Origin of the sequence: Arcanobacterium hippocoleae, from assembly GCF_040360365.1 — a bacterium.
In the GTDB taxonomy this organism is placed as follows: Bacteria; Actinomycetota; Actinomycetes; order Actinomycetales; family Actinomycetaceae; genus Arcanobacterium_A; species Arcanobacterium_A hippocoleae_A.
In genome coordinates this window covers 1626561-1644074 of sequence record NZ_CP136412.1, presented here as the reverse complement: position 1 = coordinate 1644074, position 17514 = coordinate 1626561, and the positions used below count along the sequence as shown (strand labels likewise).

At 50.4% G+C, this 17514-nt stretch carries 21 protein-coding genes and 1 pseudogene; 6 read left to right on the top strand and 16 right to left on the bottom strand.

The window, feature by feature from the left end; genetic code table 11:
• The first annotated feature begins 104 nt into the window (after positions 1-104).
• Complete coding sequence (locus tag RQN30_RS08560) at positions 105-326, top strand: hypothetical protein (protein WP_353060116.1); 222 nt, start codon at positions 105-107, stop codon at positions 324-326.
• A gap of 65 nt (positions 327-391) precedes the next feature.
• Here the strand turns inward: RQN30_RS08560 and RQN30_RS08555 are convergent, their stop codons facing one another.
• The 13 genes and pseudogenes from RQN30_RS08555 to RQN30_RS08495 form a co-directional block, all read right to left on the bottom strand.
• Positions 392-544, bottom strand: a complete 153-nt coding sequence (locus RQN30_RS08555) for a hypothetical protein (protein ID WP_353060115.1) — start codon at positions 542-544, stop codon at positions 392-394.
• Positions 545-928: 384 nt separating this feature from the next.
• A complete protein-coding gene (locus RQN30_RS08550) occupies positions 929-1420 on the bottom strand; it encodes a hypothetical protein (protein ID WP_353060114.1) in 492 nt (163 codons plus the stop codon).
• Positions 1408-1860, bottom strand: coding sequence for a hypothetical protein (locus RQN30_RS08545; protein WP_353060113.1), 453 nt, complete (start codon positions 1858-1860; stop codon positions 1408-1410). The genes RQN30_RS08550 and RQN30_RS08545 overlap by 13 nt, the downstream gene beginning before the upstream one ends.
• Complete coding sequence (locus RQN30_RS08540; RefSeq protein ID WP_353060112.1) at positions 1836-2105, bottom strand: hypothetical protein; 270 nt, start codon at positions 2103-2105, stop codon at positions 1836-1838. The genes RQN30_RS08545 and RQN30_RS08540 overlap by 25 nt, the downstream gene beginning before the upstream one ends.
• Before the next feature lie 97 nt (positions 2106-2202).
• Positions 2203-2982, bottom strand: a complete 780-nt coding sequence (nagB, locus tag RQN30_RS08535) for a glucosamine-6-phosphate deaminase (protein WP_353060111.1) — start codon at positions 2980-2982, stop codon at positions 2203-2205.
• Between the two features lie 131 nt (positions 2983-3113).
• A complete protein-coding gene (locus tag RQN30_RS08530; RefSeq protein WP_353060110.1) occupies positions 3114-3251 on the bottom strand; it encodes a hypothetical protein in 138 nt (45 codons plus the stop codon).
• Between the two features lie 39 nt (positions 3252-3290).
• Positions 3291-3973, bottom strand: a pseudogene (locus tag RQN30_RS08525) (N-acetylmannosamine-6-phosphate 2-epimerase).
• 78 nt (positions 3974-4051) lie between these two features.
• Positions 4052-5080, bottom strand: coding sequence for an ROK family protein (locus tag RQN30_RS08520; protein ID WP_491608723.1), 1029 nt, complete (start codon positions 5078-5080; stop codon positions 4052-4054).
• A 340-nt stretch (positions 5081-5420) separates the two neighbouring features.
• Positions 5421-6332 (bottom strand): dihydrodipicolinate synthase family protein, encoded by a 912-nt coding sequence (locus tag RQN30_RS08515; protein WP_353060108.1) that lies wholly within the window; start codon positions 6330-6332, stop codon positions 5421-5423.
• Between the two features lie 9 nt (positions 6333-6341).
• On the bottom strand, positions 6342-7184 hold the full coding sequence (locus tag RQN30_RS08510; RefSeq protein ID WP_353060107.1) for an ABC transporter ATP-binding protein: 843 nt from the start codon (positions 7182-7184) through the stop codon (positions 6342-6344).
• A 2-nt stretch (positions 7185-7186) separates the two neighbouring features.
• A complete protein-coding gene (locus RQN30_RS08505; RefSeq protein ID WP_353060106.1) occupies positions 7187-9178 on the bottom strand; it encodes a dipeptide/oligopeptide/nickel ABC transporter permease/ATP-binding protein in 1992 nt (663 codons plus the stop codon).
• Positions 9179-9257: 79 nt separating this feature from the next.
• A complete protein-coding gene (locus RQN30_RS08500) occupies positions 9258-10250 on the bottom strand; it encodes an ABC transporter permease (protein ID WP_353060105.1) in 993 nt (330 codons plus the stop codon).
• A gap of 102 nt (positions 10251-10352) precedes the next feature.
• Positions 10353-11942, bottom strand: coding sequence for an ABC transporter substrate-binding protein (locus RQN30_RS08495; protein ID WP_353060104.1), 1590 nt, complete (start codon positions 11940-11942; stop codon positions 10353-10355).
• A 71-nt stretch (positions 11943-12013) separates the two neighbouring features.
• Between RQN30_RS08495 and RQN30_RS08490 the strand changes: the two genes are divergently transcribed.
• Positions 12014-12859 carry a FadR/GntR family transcriptional regulator gene (locus RQN30_RS08490; protein ID WP_353060103.1) on the top strand — a complete coding sequence of 282 codons (846 nt, stop codon included), beginning with the start codon at positions 12014-12016 and terminating at the stop codon, positions 12857-12859.
• Positions 12860-13466: 607 nt separating this feature from the next.
• On the opposite strand, the gene RQN30_RS08485 is transcribed toward RQN30_RS08490, so the two are convergent.
• A complete protein-coding gene (locus RQN30_RS08485; protein WP_353060102.1) occupies positions 13467-13592 on the bottom strand; it encodes a hypothetical protein in 126 nt (41 codons plus the stop codon).
• Between the two features lie 121 nt (positions 13593-13713).
• Between RQN30_RS08485 and RQN30_RS08480 the strand changes: the two genes are divergently transcribed.
• On the top strand, positions 13714-14046 hold the full coding sequence (locus tag RQN30_RS08480; protein WP_353060101.1) for a hypothetical protein: 333 nt from the start codon (positions 13714-13716) through the stop codon (positions 14044-14046).
• 22 nt (positions 14047-14068) lie between these two features.
• Here RQN30_RS08480 and RQN30_RS08475 read toward each other — a convergent pair whose 3' ends face one another.
• The gene (locus RQN30_RS08475) at positions 14069-14248 is read right to left on the bottom strand and encodes a hypothetical protein (protein ID WP_353060100.1); all 180 of its coding nucleotides are present in this window, start codon (positions 14246-14248) and stop codon (positions 14069-14071) included.
• A 13-nt stretch (positions 14249-14261) separates the two neighbouring features.
• On the opposite strand from RQN30_RS08475, the gene RQN30_RS08470 reads away from it, so the two are divergent.
• The 3 genes from RQN30_RS08470 to RQN30_RS08460 all read left to right on the top strand — a co-directional run bounded on the left by RQN30_RS08470 (position 14262) and on the right by RQN30_RS08460 (position 16519).
• Complete coding sequence (locus tag RQN30_RS08470) at positions 14262-15164, top strand: sialidase family protein (protein ID WP_353060099.1); 903 nt, start codon at positions 14262-14264, stop codon at positions 15162-15164.
• A gap of 152 nt (positions 15165-15316) precedes the next feature.
• Complete coding sequence (locus tag RQN30_RS08465; RefSeq protein WP_353060098.1) at positions 15317-15679, top strand: hypothetical protein; 363 nt, start codon at positions 15317-15319, stop codon at positions 15677-15679.
• 252 nt (positions 15680-15931) lie between these two features.
• On the top strand, positions 15932-16519 hold the full coding sequence (locus tag RQN30_RS08460) for a hypothetical protein (protein WP_353060097.1): 588 nt from the start codon (positions 15932-15934) through the stop codon (positions 16517-16519).
• 428 nt (positions 16520-16947) lie between these two features.
• On the opposite strand, the gene RQN30_RS08455 is transcribed toward RQN30_RS08460, so the two are convergent.
• Positions 16948-17436 (bottom strand): PaaI family thioesterase, encoded by a 489-nt coding sequence (locus RQN30_RS08455; RefSeq protein WP_353060096.1) that lies wholly within the window; start codon positions 17434-17436, stop codon positions 16948-16950.
• Between the last annotated feature and the right edge of the window lie 78 nt (positions 17437-17514).

Genomic DNA, 17514 nt, shown 5'->3' with positions numbered 1-17514 from the left:
AGACCGCTGGAAATTGCTGTAGCAGCAAGCGATAAACCGCTAGTTATTCACGCAATGCCAGCTAGAAAGAAATATATTACAAAACTTGAACAAGGACGACACCCATGAAACTATCCGAACAGCAAATCCAGAACCTGACCAACGATTTCGAACAAGGTTGGGATGATAAAAGGCTCAATAAAGCCGACTTTACATGGGAAACAGCCGCTCTGCAGCTCCTGCCAACACATTTAGAAAATGCACTAAGACTCAGGGCAAACGAAGAAGGAACCTCAGAGCTAAGCATTATGCGAGACGCTTTAGAAGCATACCTAAAACCAGCCTAAAACTTCCTGATTATCTCATCATTTATCTCGTCGTTTCGGGCTGCGGGGAAGCAAACTCCTAATATTTACACCCATCCGGCTTCCTTGCGATTTTCTATCGCACCGCAGCGAAGAAATCCCGGAAGAAAACCGGTGCCGGAAATTGACACATTCAGGCCGTTAGTAATTAAGCGACGGAATAGCTCATCCGTCAGCGTCTCAGCTGCAATTCCCAGCAATCATCTATAAAATCTGAATCGTTGAAATGATTTCCGCTACCCGAAGAAAATACGTAAATCTAGGATGAAATAACATCCAGGACAAAATAACAAATTAACATTTTTTCGGATTCCCCTCATCATGCATAAGCAGAGGTGAGTTCTTCAGCATTTCACGCAACTGACTGCAGAATCTGCTCTGACTTACCTTACGTAACTGGCGGAAAAGTGTCCGCGGATTCACGTAACTGGCGGCAAAGTGCTCGTGCGTTCACGTAAGTAGTTTCAGAATCCGCTCTGACTTACATAATAAACCTGATACAGATAACGGCAGGCGCCTGTGCAAACACAAGTACCTGCCGTTAAAGTCGGGGAAGGGCGATATCGAAAACTCTCAACCGCAAATCAGAACGTCAGCTCTTCACCTTCCCGCACTACGCTCTGCACTTCAAACTCGCTGTCAAGAACAATCAAGTTCGGCTTTTCGCCTACCTTGAAATCGATGGTTACACCCAATGCGCTCTCGTCAGCGCCAATGGCAGCTGCCGGCGCAGCCACACAAGCATTAATTGCCCGCGGCAAACTCATCACTCCGCGCTTTACTGTGTGTTTAATTTCTTCAACCAAACGCGCAGTACCGCCAGCAATATTGTTGTCTCCGCCGGCAAGACGCGCTACACCGTCAACGATTTTCACTGGCAGCGAGCCAAGCACATAATCACCATCCGGCATCCCTGCACCCGCCATCGCATCCGTCACAAAAATAACACCGTTCGGATTAGCGTCTGCCACGTAATTTGCCACATCGCCAACAAGATCAAGATTCACATGCACCCCGTCGGCAATAAGTTCAACTACACATTCGCCGCGGCGGGCAGCCTGAATTAGTTCACGCACCGGCCCCGGCTCCCGATGGGCAAGAGCCGGCATTGCATTAAAAGGTGGGTTGCCGTTTGCGGCACCTTTTCCATTTTAATTTCTTTCCCATGTTCCGCGGTGACGTGCACTTGCGCCAAAGTATCGGCACTCAAACCGGCAGTATGCCCCCACGACGGTACAGCGCCATACTCGTGCAGCAGCTTCGCAGCGCCGGCAGCATCTTCCACCTCCGGAGCAATCGTCATCGTCTTAATCCAGCCTGCACCAGCTTCCAGCCAGGACCGCAGCTCGTCAAGGTCGGGATTACGTACAGCTGCCGGATTTTGCGCACCGCACTTATGCGGAGAAATATACGGACCTTCCATGTGAATCCCCAGCAGTTCGCCGCGTTCACAGAAAGGCACGAGTGCTTTAATCACCGGCAGCGGATCAATCATCGAAACAAGTGAAGCAAGCATCGCCGTCGTACCTTTTTCGAGATGCGCAGCGATTGCGGTTCTGATTGCTTCCGGATCGGTACCGTCTGGGAACGACGCTCCCCGCCGCCATGACAGTGAATATCAATCACACCAGGAATCACATATCCTTGCGTGTTTTCATCTTCGGGCAGGATTTTTGCGACGGTACCGTCTGCTGCAAGCTGCAAGCCGCCGCCGACAAGCTCACCGCGGCCATTGTAGAGTTTTCCGATATAGGTGGTCATTTCTCAAACGCCTTTTCTTCATCGCCTAATTCAAATAGTTAAAATTGAAAATTAAGTGCACCCACGCATCACGCCTTGAGTGCACTTAAACGAATCATTACTTGTGTGCTGCTTCCCAGCGGCCGCGGTAGAATTCAGCAAGCTTTAATTCAGCTGCCGCAGCTTCATCAACAATCACCGTCGCCTTTGGATGCATCTGGAGAATCGAAGCCGGCCACAGTGCGGAAATTCCGCCCTCAACAAGCTCCCGCACTGCCGCAGCTTTATTTGCTCCAGTGGCAATAAGCAGCACTTCCGCTGCATCCATAATCGTGCCCAAACCTTGAGTTACACACCCTGCCGGCACTTTTTCGATGTCATCATCGAAGAAACGCATATTATCCTTGCGGGTCTGTTCTGTGAGCACATCAGTGTGCGTGCGGGAAACAAGGGAAATCCCAGGCTCGTTGAACCCAATATGCCCGTCGGCGCCAATGCCGAGAATCTGCAGCGTAATCGGACCATGTTCCTTAATCTTTGCATCATACTCATCTGCAGCGGCGGACGGATCAGCAGCGTTACCGTCTGGAGTGAAAAGATTTTCATCTTTCAAACCTGTTTTGTCTTCGCCGACGAGTTCAGCACGCAGCACATTGCGGTAACGTTCCGGATGATCCGGATCGATACCCACATATTCGTCAAGTGCGAAAGCTTTAAAATCTGCGAGCGAAAATTCACCTGCCGCGTATGCTGCACGCATCCGTTCATAAAGCGGGAGTGGAGTGGAACCAGTTGCCACACCCAGCACTTTGTTGTCTGCTGCTTTGAGTGCAGCAAAGAGGTGCTTAGCTGCTGCATCTGCTGCTTCTGATTCAGTTGCGAAGATTCCAACTTCCATTTTTCTACCTTTTCTGTGTCTTACTGTTTTCTGTTGCTGACTGCCGGTGCAGTTTCTTGTGCTGTTCTTTACTTCTGCTGTTCGTAACTTCTGATACTGCTGTTCGCAGCTTCTTTGCGAGAGTTTGTTTGTCAGTTAGTTTGTGAGTTCGGATTCCCGCGGGCGAAAATTGTGTTTATCCGGCACAATATCCGCCGCGATTCACCGATTGCTGCTGAAAAATCCTCCGGCATAATTCCGAAATATTCTCCAACTGTTTTCACGCTCACATTCGCTATCTCTATTGTGCGCTTCTCTTTGCGAAAATGCTAGGCCTTTGCTCCTTCTGCCGCGTTTTCTACCGCATTCTTAAACCATCCGGTAATTGAAGTCGGATGTGTAATCGCTGTACCGACAACAACAGCAAACGCACCGGCTGCCATCACTGCTGCAGCCTGCTCAGGAGTGTGCACACGCCCTTCGCAAATCACCGGGACATCTGGGAATGCCGCAATCATTTCTTTCAGCAGTTCAATATCCGGCCCGTCGGTTTTTCGCGTTCACCGGTGTAACCGGACAAAGTGGTAGAGATGATATCGGTACCTGCGTCCACTGCGCGCTGTGCGTCTGCGAACGAGCCGCAGTCAGCCATCACAATAATTCCTTCTTCATGGAGTTTTGCTACAGTTTCCGCATAGGTGCGGCCGTCTGGACGCGGGCGTCCGGTAGCGTCAATTGCCACAATATCTGCACCAGCCATTGCACATGCGCGGGCGTGACGCAGCGTTGGAGTGATATATACTCCCTCGTCGCCTTCTTTCCACAGCCCAATCACCGGCACTTTCACTCTGCCTTTAATTGCGGAAATATCGGAAAGACCTTGACAGCGAATTCCGGCAGCACCGCCGATTTCAGCTGCACGGGAAAGCTGCGCCATCGTTTCCGGATGCCGCATTGGTTCGCCCGGATAAGCCTGGGAAGAGACAATCAGCTTCCCGCGCAGTTTCTCCAATAACTCTTTTTCATCGGATTCATCTAACTCTCTTTTCTGAAACTTGTTGCTTTGAGTTCTAAAGTATTTCGTGGACTTCTAAAGTATTTCATTCTCGACGGAAAGATGTTTTTGGAAAAAGTTTATGCTTGCACCGATCAGCGGTGCGTTTCCGCCGAGTTCGCCAAGCACGAGCGGAACTTGCGCCACACCGTCCATCGCGCTGGCTGCATATCCTTTTTCCAATGCCCGCCACCAGCGCTTGCCGGAACGTGTCATTGAACCCGAGATAACGATTATCGACGGGTCAGCACAGTTTGCGAGCGATCCGAGTACTTCACCGAGCGCATACGCAGATTCTTTAAAACATTTTTTCGCAAGCTTGTTCCCATTGTCGGCAAGTTCTTGCAGTTCACGGCCATTGGCAACTATCGGGTTCTGCAGTGTGCTGGAACTTGTTTTTGCCCGCGCATTATACCAGGCAGTAATGCCCGAACCGGAACTGATTGCTTCAATATGGCCGGCACGCCCGCAGGAACATTCCATCCCGGCAGCGTATGAATGATGAATATGCCCGTAATGCCCGGCAAGGAAATGATTGCCGAAAACGATTTTTCCGTCGGTAATTAGTGCGCCGCCGATTCCTGTTCCGACAGCAATTGAAAGCACACCGGCAGCGCCTTTTCCGGCGCCGCATTTTGCCTCACCCAAACCGTGAGCATGCACATCGTTAATAACTTCGACCGGAATTCCGGCTGCTTGCTGCAAGCTGGCGCCAAGCGGAGTACCACCCCAGCCAGGCATTGTGCCGGTTGCCGATATGACTGCGCCGGTATTCGGATCAATTACCCCCGCACTGGCTACGCTCACTCCGGCAATTTCCGGATGCTCGGTTTGTATTTGTGCTGCAAGTTCAACTATCCGCGAAAGAACCGCACTGCCGCCTTCCATTGCACAGGTCGGAATTGATCCTTCACGCAAAATTTCGAAGTCGGGAATAGTTTCGACGGATGCCGGTGATGTAAAAGGTGCAATACTCTGCAGATTTGTGCCGTTATTTTCAACATACCGCACAATTGCCCAGCCAATTTTTGTACCGCCAATATCTAGGGCAAGGATTTCAGCCACGTTGCTCACTGTTCCCGTCTTTACTATCTGATCTATTGCCATCTGGTCTATTGTCTGTTTTGAGCGCATCTTTTCCGCTCAAAATCGGGCGGTGCCTGGATTATCGCCCGTGAATATTTCCTGAAATTAATATCTCTGCCGCAAAAAAGCCGTGTTTTCGGCAGGGATGGAGCCGGCGAAAGCTGAAAACAAAGCTGAAAACAGCTCACGCCGGCACCCTTATCCTGAATCCGAACCCGGACTTCAAATTTGAAATGCCTGGCAGAGTTGAAATGTTTCACATGGTTCCGCTAAGCAGCGGAACCATTTACCGCAATTCAATATTTAGCGCATTCCGGATTTAGAGCATTCCGGCATTTTGCAGTACGCTCTCAACCCACTTTACGTTCTCGCCTTCGAGTGGAAGCACCGGGGTTGGCATTTCATTGGTTTCGAATACGCCGAGGAGCTGGAGAGCAGTCTTGAAAGCACCAATACCGGCGCCGAATCCTTGTACTCCTTGCACCTGGACGATGCGCATTAAATCAGCGAGACGGTCTTGCTCTTTGCGTACCGTCTCCCAGTCGCCTGCCTGGAATGCATCCCACATCCGGACGTAACCGTGCGGGTCAACGTTTCCAAGTCCCGGCACGGATCCGTCGGCGCCGCTGAGGTATGCTCCATCGACCACAACTTCGTGTCCGGTAAGCAGCTGGAGCGGATGTCCGGCTTCGGCATTTGCACGAGCAAGCCAGCGGAAAGATACGTCATCGCCTGAAGAATCTTTCACACCTGCAAGTACGCCCTCAAGCGCCAAATCAAGCAGCAGTTTCGGCGAAAGCTTCGTATGAACGCACACTGGAATATCATATGCCCAGATTGGCAGCTCTGTTGCTGCATGCAATGCCCGGAAATGCCGGTAAATCTCAGCTTCACCTTGCAGCGCATAGAATGGAGCGGTTACCACTACAGCATCCACGCCGATTTCTTCTGCCTGGCGGATGTGCTCAATTACGCGCTCTGTTTCCGTATCAATCACGCCGGCCATTACCGGAATCCGGCCGTCGACAATGCGGACCGTATTTTCGAGAATTTCCCGTCGGCGCGCTGCCGTCGAGAACACTACCTCACCGCTTGAACCGAGAGCAAAGAGTGCATGAATTCCCGCATCAATCATGCGGTTAATATGCTTCTCAAGTGACGGAACATCAAGTTCGCCATTCTTAATCGGAATTGCTAATGGCGGTACAACACCACGAATTGGTGCAGTCATTTTCTCTCCTTAGAGTGTTGGATGCAGCAAAGACGGAGCAGCGCCCAGAAGTTTCTGCGTATATGGATCTTTTGGATTTGCCAGTAGCTCAGCTGCTGGACCTTCTTCTACCACAAGGCCCTTGTTCATCACGGCGATGCGATCGGAGATATAGCGAACTGTCTGGATATCGTGCGAGATGAAAACCATTGCCAGACCTAACTCTTCACGCAGGTCGCTCAAAAGGTTTAAAATCTGTGCACGAACCGAGACGTCCAAAGCGGAGGTTGGTTCGTCAGCGATAATCGCTTTCGGATCAAGTGAAAGGGCACGCGCGATTGCCACACGCTGCCGCTGACCGCCGGAAAGCTGCCCGGGGAGCGCCCCGAGCGCCGAAAGCGGCAAGCCGACAAGGCTGAGCAGTTCCCGAACCCGTTTTGCGCGTGAAGCTTCATCACCGATCTTATGCACACGCAATGGGTCCGCAAGCTGATCTGCTACGCTCATGCGGGGATTCAAAGCAGTGGCCGGATCCTGGAATACCACCGAAACTACTTTTCCAATATGCCGACGGTCTTCAGCAGTCCGCTTGGTTACGTCTTTCCCCATGAAAAGCACTTGACCGGCAGTGGCAACCTGCAAACCGCACATCACGTTTGCGGTTGTGGACTTTCCGCAGCCGGATTCACCGACGATTCCGAGAACTTTCCCCGGCAGAATTTTCATGTTTACTCCGCGTACTGCATGTACGTGGTTTGGTTTGAAAATTGATCCAGTACGGGCTTTGAATGTAACTTTCACATCTTTTAACTCAATGATTGGCTGCTCGCCGGAATTATCGGGCGCAGGAGCTGCAATACTGTGTCGTGCCATAATCAAGCCTCCTTTCCTGCCGGAACGTAGCGGGGTGCACGCTGATAGACTCCGGCTTTCTCCGGCAATGCCGCATAGACGTGCTCCGGACCGACAAGCTCAAATTCGAGCGGAATATCGGTACCGTAATCGGGGTGTGATGAGCGCGGTGCGAAACGGTCGCCGACTGGGAAATCTTTCGGACTTGGCACAGTTCCCGGAACTTGATGCAAACGCCCTGAACCAGCTTCGATTGAAAGCACTGCTCCGAGCAGACCGCGGGTGTATTCGTGCGTCGGATTCGTGAGCAGCTCTGAAGTCGGTGCTTGCTCTACCACCTGACCGGCGTACATCACGGTAATCTTATGCGCTACTTCTGCCACCAGCGCTAAATCGTGCGACACAAAGACCATTGCGAAACCGAGCTTTTCCCGCAGCGAGTTCAGCAGTTCAATAACTTGTTTCTGCACGGTCACATCGAGTGCGGTAGTTGGTTCGTCGGCGATTACCAGCTTCGGGTCACGGGTCAGCGCCATTGCAATCAGCACACGCTGCCGCTGGCCTCCGGATAATTCGTGCGGATACGATTCGAGCGTCCGCTTCGGATCAAGACCGACGAGTTCCAGCAATTCTTCTGCCGAGCGGGTGCCGCCGCGTGAAGTGAGCTGCTTCATCTGGCTCTTAATCAGCATTGCCGGATTCAGTGAGCTGAGTGCGTCCTGGTATATCATTGCCATTTCGTGCCCGAGCAGCGATTGGCGCTCTTTCGCCCCCATCTTCAGCAAATCTTTGCCTTGATAGAGTACTTCGCCTTCGAATTCGGCACGCGGATCAATCAAACCCATAATGGTGAGCGAAGTGATTGACTTACCGCAGCCGGATTCGCCGACGAGACCCATTGTCTCGCCAGGGCGGACCGAGAAGCTCACGTTGTCGACCACGTTCACATTCCCGTGGCGCGGGAATTTAATGCTCAGGTTCTTCACTTCAAGCAGCGGTGCGGCAGCAGCAAATTTGTCTGCAGAAAAACGGTCGGTGCGTTGGGTTTCGACATTGCGCAATGCATCGAGACGTGCCTGCAGCGACTGCGCTTGTGCAGCATAGGCGCGGCGCGGGTCAAGAAGCAGCGCGTCAGCTTCACGATCAGCAGTATTTTGCTCCACTTTCACTGGTACAGAAGCCGGGGCTGCAACCATTGCGTCGGTGATACCTTCGGAAAGGATGTTCAGGCAAAGCACTGTAATCATAATCAGGATGCCGGGGAAGAATGCGGTCCACCATGCACCGTAGATGATTGAGCCGTTTGCGGAAGCGTCCGAAAGAACATTGCCCCAAGTCGGGACAAGCACCGACTTCAAACCGGAACCGATGAAAGTCAGCGACGCTTCCAGAATAATTGCGTCTGCCACGAGCACGGTTGCAAACACGAGCACTGGAGCTGCCGTATTGCGCACTACATGCTTAATCAGAATCCATGGAGCACGCGCACCGGAAACGATTACTGCACGCACATAGTCTTCGCCGTATGCCGCCATCACGTTTGCCCGCACAATCCGCGCAAGCTGCGGAGTGTAGACGAACGAGATAGCGATAATAATTACCGTCACCAGACCAATCTTGTTGTCTTTTGCGAAAAGTCCGCTGAAAACAAGCACCATTACGGCAGCCATTGCAATGCCGGGAACAGCCATCACAATATCCATGACGCGCATAATTACTTCAGAAATCCATTTGCGGGTAACAGCAGCAATCGAACCGATTATTGCACCGACAACAAGCGCAATAACTGCCGAACATAAACCAATCGCGATTGAATAACGTCCGCCTAAGAGCAGACGGGAAAGCACATCGCGGCCGGCAAAATCTGTACCGAAGAAATGACCGGAATTTGGAGCTGAAAGTATCGCATTCGTATCCACATAGTCGGCGCTAAACGGGGCAATCCATGGAGCGATAACCGAAATTAGCGCAATCAGAGCGAGCACGCAGACCGCCGTTTGCGATCCGATACCCATATGCTTCCAGCGATTGAAACGGACTTTCTTCCCGCTTTCAACAGCTGCTACAACTTTTTCGTCTTATTTATCATGGCTATCACACAGACCTAATACGTGGATTAATCAGCAGGTAAAGCATGTCAACGATGATGTTCACAACAATAAAGGCGAGCGCCACTACAAGCGCCGCAGCTTGCACTACCTCGACCTGATTGTTTTGCACACCTTGCACAAGCACCTTGCCCATACCTTGAATGCCGAAGATAATTTCAATCACGACGGCACCGCCCATCAAATATCCAACTCGTAAACCAAGCACGGTAACAGGGGTAATGAGTGCGTTTCGCAGCACGTTGCGCCCAATAACTACTGGTTTTGGAATACCTGCGCCAAGTGCGGTCCGCACGTAATCACGATCAAGCTCTTCCACGACGGAAGTACGAACTACACGGGTCATTTGCCCAATCACCGGAGTTGCCAGCGCAATAGCCGGAAGGAACATTCGCGCCGCCCATCCGCCAAAATCGTCAAACATTCCGGGAAGCGGACCAGATACTGGAATCCCTTTTGCCACGCTAAGACCGAATAGTACAAGCAGTGCCGCAAGCCAGAAGCTTGGGGTGCCAATGAAGATTACTGAAAGCACGCGAATCACCTGGTCCGGCCAGCGATCACGATATAGTGCAGCAAGCACGCCCAATGGGAATGCGAAAAGAACTGCGAGAATTAATCCGAAGAAAGTGACCTGAAGTGTTACTGGAAGTGCCGGAACAATCAGGTCTGTAACATGGTGGGAAGTTCCCACGCCGTAAATACCGAAATCACCATGGCAGAGAGCCAATAAGTAGTTTAGATAGCGCACCAGAACCGGTACCGGCTGTCCAGTCGCACTGCCGTCGTCAATGACATATCCGTGAGCGACATTAAAGGCTTTCACCTGGCTTGGATCTGCAGCATTATCGCCCAGTGCGGACCATGCTGGATCTGTAGGTGAAAGCTCCATCAAGAAGAATACGAGAACTGTGACGCCGATTGCCATAATTGGCAAGGCGATCAAACGGCGCCCGATGAGTCTTAACAAGTTATTCACTGTTAGTCCTTTAGGTATTGGGAAATGCAAAATGGCGGGGCGAAAGCGGGTGCTTCGCCCCGCCATTGGAGTTAGCAGCAGCTAAACAACAGTTAAGTTAGATTACTTTACTTTTGCGCCGATGAGCTGCAAACCGGTCACGCCAATCGGGGTCAGGTTTTCAACCTTCTTCGGATTGTGTGCGGTGTACAAGGTGTGGAATACGAGCGGGTAGAGCGCAGCCTGATCTGCAATCATATCCTGTACTTCGCCCCACTTTGCCTTGGCTTCGTCGCCAGTAGCAGATTCAGCAGCGGTCATTGCATCCACAAGTGCTTTCGCACCTGCCGGATCGGATTCGCTCAAGCGGTAACGCTCGTTCATCCAAAGCGGCGAGAAGAACCAACCAGCGGTAAGTACGCCTGGATCGGCGCCGAATACGGAAGCGTCACCAGGTGCAACTACGATATCGAAGTTCCCCTGAGCCACATAGTTGCTCCAAACATCGCCTGATGCCTGGGTGTCGAGGTTTACCTTCAAGCCGAGTGCTTCGAGGTTCTGCTTAATTTGCGGTCCCATTGCAGCAATCCAGCTGTCGGTGGTGACGAGCAGGTTTACAGTGGTTCCCTCTGCTACGCCTGCTTCAGCGAGCAGGGCCTTTGCCTTATCTACGTCGTAACCGAACTGGGTCTTAGCTTCCTTGTACATGGAGTTCATTTCCGGAAGGAAAGACTTTGGTTCTTCACCGGCGCCATTCAGCGCGGTCTTAATCATCGTCTGCGTATCGATTGCGGTCAGCATTGCTTTGCGGGCAGCCGGCTTATCGAATGGAGCTTTGGTGGTGTTGAAAGTCATCATTGCAATGCCGTATGCGGTAGCTGCATCAACTTTCCAGCCGGCACCTTCGAGCTGCTTAATGCCTTGCGGGTCGAGAGATTCAACAACATCAGTTGTCCCGCCGAGTGCTGCGGTGAGACGAGCGGTAGCGTCACGTGAGCAGTCGTAGTGAATCTTTTCGACGGTTGCCGGGTTATCGCCGTTGTAGTTCTCATTTACCGACATTTCCACCGTGGTGTCAGTGATTTCGTCGTACTTGTACGGACCGGATCCAACTGGCTTTGCGGTGAGCTCGTCGAAAGTCTTTCCGGTTGGCACAATCTTGATATCAGCCAGACGTTCTTTCAAGAATTCGTGCGGGTGCTTGAGCTTAATCGTCACTGTGGAATCATCCTTAGCTTCGATTGACTCAATGAACGTAATGAAGGCAGCATACGGGCTCTTCACCACATTACCTTTTGCATCCTTTTCGCCATCTACAATGCGCTTGTAGGAGCTCACGACGTCTTTCGTGGTTACCGGAGTACCGTCGGAGAACTTCGCACCGTCGCGCAATGTCACTTCGTAGGTAAGATCTCCAGCTTCCTTCGGATCTCCCGTAGCGAGTGCTTTATGTGCTTTGAATGTTGAGTAATCAAACTCGTACAAACCTTCCACAACCTGCAGATTTGCACCGACGGCAAGAGCTGAAGATGTGTTGGATGGATGCCAGTTTGTGGTGTCGTAAGCGGCAAACACATTCAAAGTGCCAGTTGGTCCGCCTGCTTCCGGAGCATCTGCTTTCTTATCAGAATTTCCGCCGCCACATGCGGTAAGGGCGAGTGCTGCAGCAGCAAGAACTGCCGCTCCCTTTGCCCAGCGCTTAGTCAAACGCATATTCGTTCCTCTCCTTTGAGTGTAAGTAAAAGCGGTAGATTTCATTCATCACCACTTGTACAATTAAGACTATGTTGTCTGACAAGTATTTGCAAGTACTTTTTGACAATGCCGCAAAGAGTGCTCAGCAATTAGCAGCTCATTCAGATGTCGGCGTTGCATTAAGTAACGAAAATCGCTCAAAATCTACGATGAATGCAATAAAATCTTACATTTTGGCGAATGGTTTAAAACCAGGCGATCCGCTTCCAACCGAAGCCGCACTCTGCGAAAGTCTCGGCGTGTCGCGCTCCTCGGTACGCGAAGCTCTCCGCAAACTCGAAGCATTGGATATTGTGACCGTGCACCAGGGACGCGGTTCTTTTGTCGGTGAGATGTCGCTGCAGCCGCTTGTAGAAACTCTTGTGCTTCGTACTGCACTGCAGCACACCACTGGCGACCAGTCACTTTCAGAAGTGGTCGCAGTTCGGCGCGCATTGGATTTAGGAATTGCGCGTGAAATCGTAAACGCAATGAAAGGCACCAAAAATCCGGAGATTTGGGATCTCGTAAACCGGATGGCAGAAAAAGCCGCAACCGGCGAGTCTTATTTCGCAGAAGATATCGAATTTCATTCAGCAATTTTTTGTTACCTGCGCAACGATTTAGTGCAGCAGTTAATGTCTGCGCTGTGGTTAATTAATCAAACAATTATTCCGAAAATGAACCGGAACGACGGCAGTACGAAAATTAACCGGAACGACGGCAGCGAGCTGCAGACAACCGCCGGCGCGCACCGCAAAATGCTTGCAGCTGCTGAAGCTGGAGATTTAGAAAGCTATATTCAAGCAGTTGAACAGCATTATGCACCGCTGGAAGCGCTTATCGCCACGAATCAGGATTACATTAATTTTTGCCGTTCCGAAAGCGCGGAATAGGTCGCACAGTGTGTGCAGAATAGTATGCTGCATAGCGCGTGCGGAATGCGCCGAGTAATTTGCGCGTGCAGGCTCGTGTCCATCTCAGTGCCGACGGATGCAGTCCTGCAGTCAGAAAATGCGAAAGTTCTTTTAGTTAGGCTAGTTTAGCCGGGTCCAATTGAACTGGATCAGTTTGGCCGGTTCCAGCGGTGTTTTTGCATAGCGGTCAGGCTTGATCTCTGCAAAAAACACCGCTTTCCACCCGAACACGCACTGGCTTTTTATTCCGCTAAGCCGGATAAAAATATGAAGAGCCGTCAAAGCCGATTCTGCCGCCAGTTACGTAGACGCACAAGCACTTTGCCATCACATACGTAATGCCCGGACTTATTCTGCCGTCGGTTACGCCATTGGGAGCAGATTATGCCGCGAAATCAGCAGACCGTCGGCGAAGCCAACACTGAGCGCAATCGTTAAAAACAGCTTTGTCACCAGCTATAATAGCCACTAAAAACTGCACTGCGAGTCATATTACCCGTCCAGATTGCACGCAATCACACAATTCACGAAGAGCCACGAAAGTTTGATTAATTTATGAGCGAAGAACCTAATCAGCTGCTGAATTTTACACTCCTTTCAGCAAAGAAGCTGGTCTGCCCTGAAAGCGTGCAAAAATTACTGCACGCACCTCAAACACCACGCATACCCCAAACAACACGCACACTCCAAGCATTACGCAAACTCCAAACACCACACGTACCCCGCCTACCGCACAAATACCTACCGCAGCGAATATCCCAGATCTCAGTCAAACGCTCACCCCTACCGCAGCGAATAATCCGCCGTTTTGTGATAATCCGAGAATTGGTGAAGTGCGGATTCCGACGCTCGCCCCAATTGCCGGCAAACTTTACGCTTTCTTCGACGTCCGCCCGCAACCGGCGGGAGAGCTTGCCGGCGATGCTTTCACGGGAAAACTCTCGCCTCCGATCTTCCGAATCCGAATCAAATCTATTTCTGCGAAATCGACACAAGCAATAAAGCCGATAAAATTAGTCACTGGTCTGCCCGGGAAGAGGATTACCCCGCTGCGGATCAGATTGCGAAAGCATCTGCCCCAACCGGGAAAACGCCTGCCCCAACCGAAAACCAACCCGGTACGGAAAACACATATCGGAATACAGAAAAAGAACACTGCAGCATAGAAAACGCACGTCAAACCGCAAATCACAACCGCCAAAATACCGAAAACAAAATTAGCGATTCCCGCAGCACGAGCACGATAATCCCGACGGCCCAGACTGCTTTGTTTTCCCCGACTACCCAAACTATCCAAACCGCCCAAACCCATCCGACCGCCTGCGCCGCCCAGTTCACCCCGGATTCACCGCCCGCTCCTCTGCACACGCTGCACCCCAAGATGCCAAAAATTTCAAGTGACGCTGCCGTCGCTGTAAATCCGAAAAATGGCGAGATTCATATTGCCTTTTCCACGATTCCTGCGCACAGCAAAATTGGCTATTTCGATTCTGCTTACGCTGGAGAACGGCTAATCCCCGCCTTGCTTTTCGGCAAAAATCTTCATGCACTCGACTATCGGGAACTCACTGAACTTTACGAAATCCTGAAAGATCCAGGAGGGAAACCGCTTTGCCCGGATGCAATATTTGCAACTTCCGGTTCTTCAATTATCTGGAATGGGATGGCTTTATTTCCGTATGTTGTGCGCAAGGCAAACGAGACTTTCATTTATGTCGTGCACCTGCAAGACGGCGCGATTAGCGCAGTTTCTGAACCAATCTACGCCGATAATGCGAATCTGGACGAAACCGCACTTGCAGTTTTCGACGGAAAAATCTATCTCAATTCGCGAGTGCAGGGTTTTGCCGGCGTTGGAGCTGGAATCCGCTATCTTGCCGAAAGCAGCGACGGAATACATTTCTCGCAGCCAATTCCGTGGTATCTTGCCGATCCTGGATGCAATGCAAAACAAATCGGAAACCTTTTTATTCATCCGCATTCGATATCAGCGCGCGAAAATGGGGCAATTATCGCCGTTCCGACTCTGAATTCACTTTCGGTTGATTCGCTTTCGCAGACTTCACTTTCGGTTGATTCAATTTCAGTTAATTCACTTTCGTCAACTTCGCTTCCGCCGAAAACTGTACATGAATCCCCGAAAATTCTTGGGCAATTTCCTGCAGGAAGTTTCGGCTACAGCGACGCTGCTTATTTCGCAGGAAAACTCTATGTGCTGTATGAGAGCAATAGCGGTTTATGTCTTGCCGTCTTTGAACAAGTTGACGAACAGAAAACAAGTTAATAAACAATCTAACGAACAAGATATTGAATGAAAATTGGATAGCTTAATTCATTGCCAGAATGTAAATCCGAAAACCAACAAACAAGAAGCAGCAGGAGCTAGCAGGAAGAAAAAATGAAAAATCTCGGAAATGTGCTTAGCAGAAAATCAGAATGCGTTTAGCAGAACACAGGAGTTGTTTCCTATTTCCTGCGGTGCATATTATCCGAGGTCAAATTATTTGGGTCCAGTTTAGCCGATTCCAAGCGGTTTTTTGTACAGCGGTCAGGCTTGATCTGTGTACTTGCTCTATACAAAAACCGCTTTCCACCCAGATAAACACCGACTTTGTTGTGCTTACGCAAACAATCAATCCGCAGTATCGCAAGATCGATGGTGCGGACTCGTTTTCATTACGCAACTGGTGGCGAGAACTAGATTTCTTCACACAACTGGCGGAAAGAACTCCGGCCAGGATTTTCACCGTCGAAAAAGACGAGGAAAAAATACAACAAGCTTTAAAAAGATTAGCATGAAATATACGTTAGCGAATGGTGAAGTATTCACCGATGCGTATGAGGGCTCGCAAACGTCTTTCCGAACCCTTGTTGCTCAGGGATATTCACGTTACCCGGAGGGGAACTCACAGGCACTGGAAAATCTTTTATCGTTTCATGTTGGTTGCCGACACTTTTATTATTAAGAAGTGCTATCATTAACAGCAGCCGGTAGACATTATTCTGCGTTTGCACTCTTATTATTAATCTTTCTTTTTAGGAGTTTCAATTATGAGCATTACTCGCAAATTAACCGGCATCGCACTTTTGAGCGGTCTTTTTCTTTCGTTTCCTTTATCTTCTTTTGCTTCCGCACAAGAAAGCAATCTGCATGCTAATCACGAATTAGCTAATAATTTTTCTGCAAATACAGCAGCATACAAAGCCGTAAAACAGGCCGACGGTTCGGCTTTAGTTACGATTACCAACGGATATTTTGATAACCACGCGGGAAAAGTTGCAGCATTTGATAATCAGGGAAATATTCTTGAGGTACTGCCTATGTCTATTACAACTTCCTCAAATAAGATTTTAGCACTCACATATTCTATTATCGACAAAACACTACTACGGGTAGATGCAGATATATCGTCAGCCCTTAGCATCGCGAACCCCGCTAATCCTGTACCGCTTTCCCGATCTGGTTGGGGTGACTATTTCAATTGCGTAGCCAAAAATATGGCTGGCGGAATAGTTGGAGGAGCGGCAGCTGGTTGTGTAGGAGGATATTTAGCACCAACGCCTGCTGCCTGCGCAACCGGAGCAGGCGTTGGTGCTGTTACTGGCGGCATTGGAACTGGGATAGGTTCCCTATTTTGATGCTGGTTAGTTATGAATAAGAAATATCTTGCGTTCCTTGTTGCTTTACTGGGCGGAGTTATAACTTTCCTTGTTTCGTGGAGTCTTGATTATATATTTCCAACAACGTCACCGATCAGAACTGCTTTGCCAGCAGGTGTCACAGCAGCTGTTATTTTCGGAGTTTTATTTTTCTCTTCGCCAAAGAAAACAAAAAATAAGTTACTTTAGCGTATTCGCGCCCGCTTCTGTACGTACGGTCTGTATTGCAGTTGTGCTGGTCACGGGATTGCGGCGGCGAGATTTCCGTCGTTAATCAAAACCGCACATTTTGCCGCCAGTTACGTTAGTTCATATCCATTTTGCCGCCAGTTACGCAACCTCGCAGGAACTTTGCAGCCAGTTGCGCCGGACCAGACAAATCACACCGGCGATTGCGCCAGTTAATTTCACTCCGGCATCCGCACAAAAGTACATGAATGTGAACCGGCAGCAATTTGCTCGCCGTCGCTGCGGTAAAAATCGAGCCGATAATTCACAATTCGCCCTTCGTTTAAGCGAGCGGCCAGGCAGTAGACGCGCCCCTCCCGAGCCGGCAGCAAATGATGCACGCTAATATCAATACCAACAGCGACGGTCCCTTCGCGCGCTAACAGATTTGCTGCAATCGAGCCAGTGGTCTCGCCAAGCAATGCCGCCGATCCGCCATTAAACATTCCGTAATACTGCGCATTTCCTTTCACCGGCAGTGAGCAAAGCATATATTTGTCGCCGACGATATGCGCTTGAAAACCTTGCGCAGAAACATCATTCTGCGTGATAAAACCATATTCTTCGCTCAAATTCGGCAGCTTTGCAAGAAATTCACGGCGCTGCGCTGCGCTAATCCCTGCTGCTGTTAACCGTTCGGCTGTTAACTGTTCGGCTTCTGCTTTCATTGTCCCGCTTTCATCATCCCGCGCCTGCCCACAGACTTCATTATTCCGCGTCTGTTCGCAGATTTAGTTATCCTGCAC

Excerpts from the sequence above, each read along its gene's own strand:
- RQN30_RS08490 (WP_353060103.1), top strand. The coding sequence starts at position 12,014 with ATGTTGTCTGACAAGTATTTGCAAGTACTTTTTGACAATGCCGCAAAG.
- RQN30_RS08465 (WP_353060098.1), top strand. The coding sequence starts at position 15,317 with ATGCGTTTAGCAGAACACAGGAGTTGTTTCCTATTTCCTGCGGTGCAT.
- RQN30_RS08545 (WP_353060113.1), bottom strand. The coding sequence starts at position 1,860 with ATGCTTGCTTCACTTGTTTCGATGATTGATCCGCTGCCGGTGATTAAA.
- RQN30_RS08560 (WP_353060116.1), top strand. The coding sequence starts at position 105 with ATGAAACTATCCGAACAGCAAATCCAGAACCTGACCAACGATTTCGAA.
- RQN30_RS08510 (WP_353060107.1), bottom strand. The coding sequence starts at position 7,184 with ATGGCACGACACAGTATTGCAGCTCCTGCGCCCGATAATTCCGGCGAG.
- RQN30_RS08455 (WP_353060096.1), bottom strand. The coding sequence starts at position 17,436 with ATGAAAGCAGAAGCCGAACAGTTAACAGCCGAACGGTTAACAGCAGCA.
- nagB (WP_353060111.1), bottom strand. The coding sequence starts at position 2,982 with ATGGAAGTTGGAATCTTCGCAACTGAATCAGAAGCAGCAGATGCAGCA.
- RQN30_RS08470 (WP_353060099.1), top strand. The coding sequence starts at position 14,262 with ATGCCAAAAATTTCAAGTGACGCTGCCGTCGCTGTAAATCCGAAAAAT.
- RQN30_RS08540 (WP_353060112.1), bottom strand. The coding sequence starts at position 2,105 with ATGACCACCTATATCGGAAAACTCTACAATGGCCGCGGTGAGCTTGTC.
- RQN30_RS08515 (WP_353060108.1), bottom strand. The coding sequence starts at position 6,332 with ATGACTGCACCAATTCGTGGTGTTGTACCGCCATTAGCAATTCCGATT.
- RQN30_RS08505 (WP_353060106.1), bottom strand. The coding sequence starts at position 9,178 with ATGGGTATCGGATCGCAAACGGCGGTCTGCGTGCTCGCTCTGATTGCG.
- RQN30_RS08460 (WP_353060097.1), top strand. The coding sequence starts at position 15,932 with ATGAGCATTACTCGCAAATTAACCGGCATCGCACTTTTGAGCGGTCTT.
- RQN30_RS08495 (WP_353060104.1), bottom strand. The coding sequence starts at position 11,942 with ATGCGTTTGACTAAGCGCTGGGCAAAGGGAGCGGCAGTTCTTGCTGCT.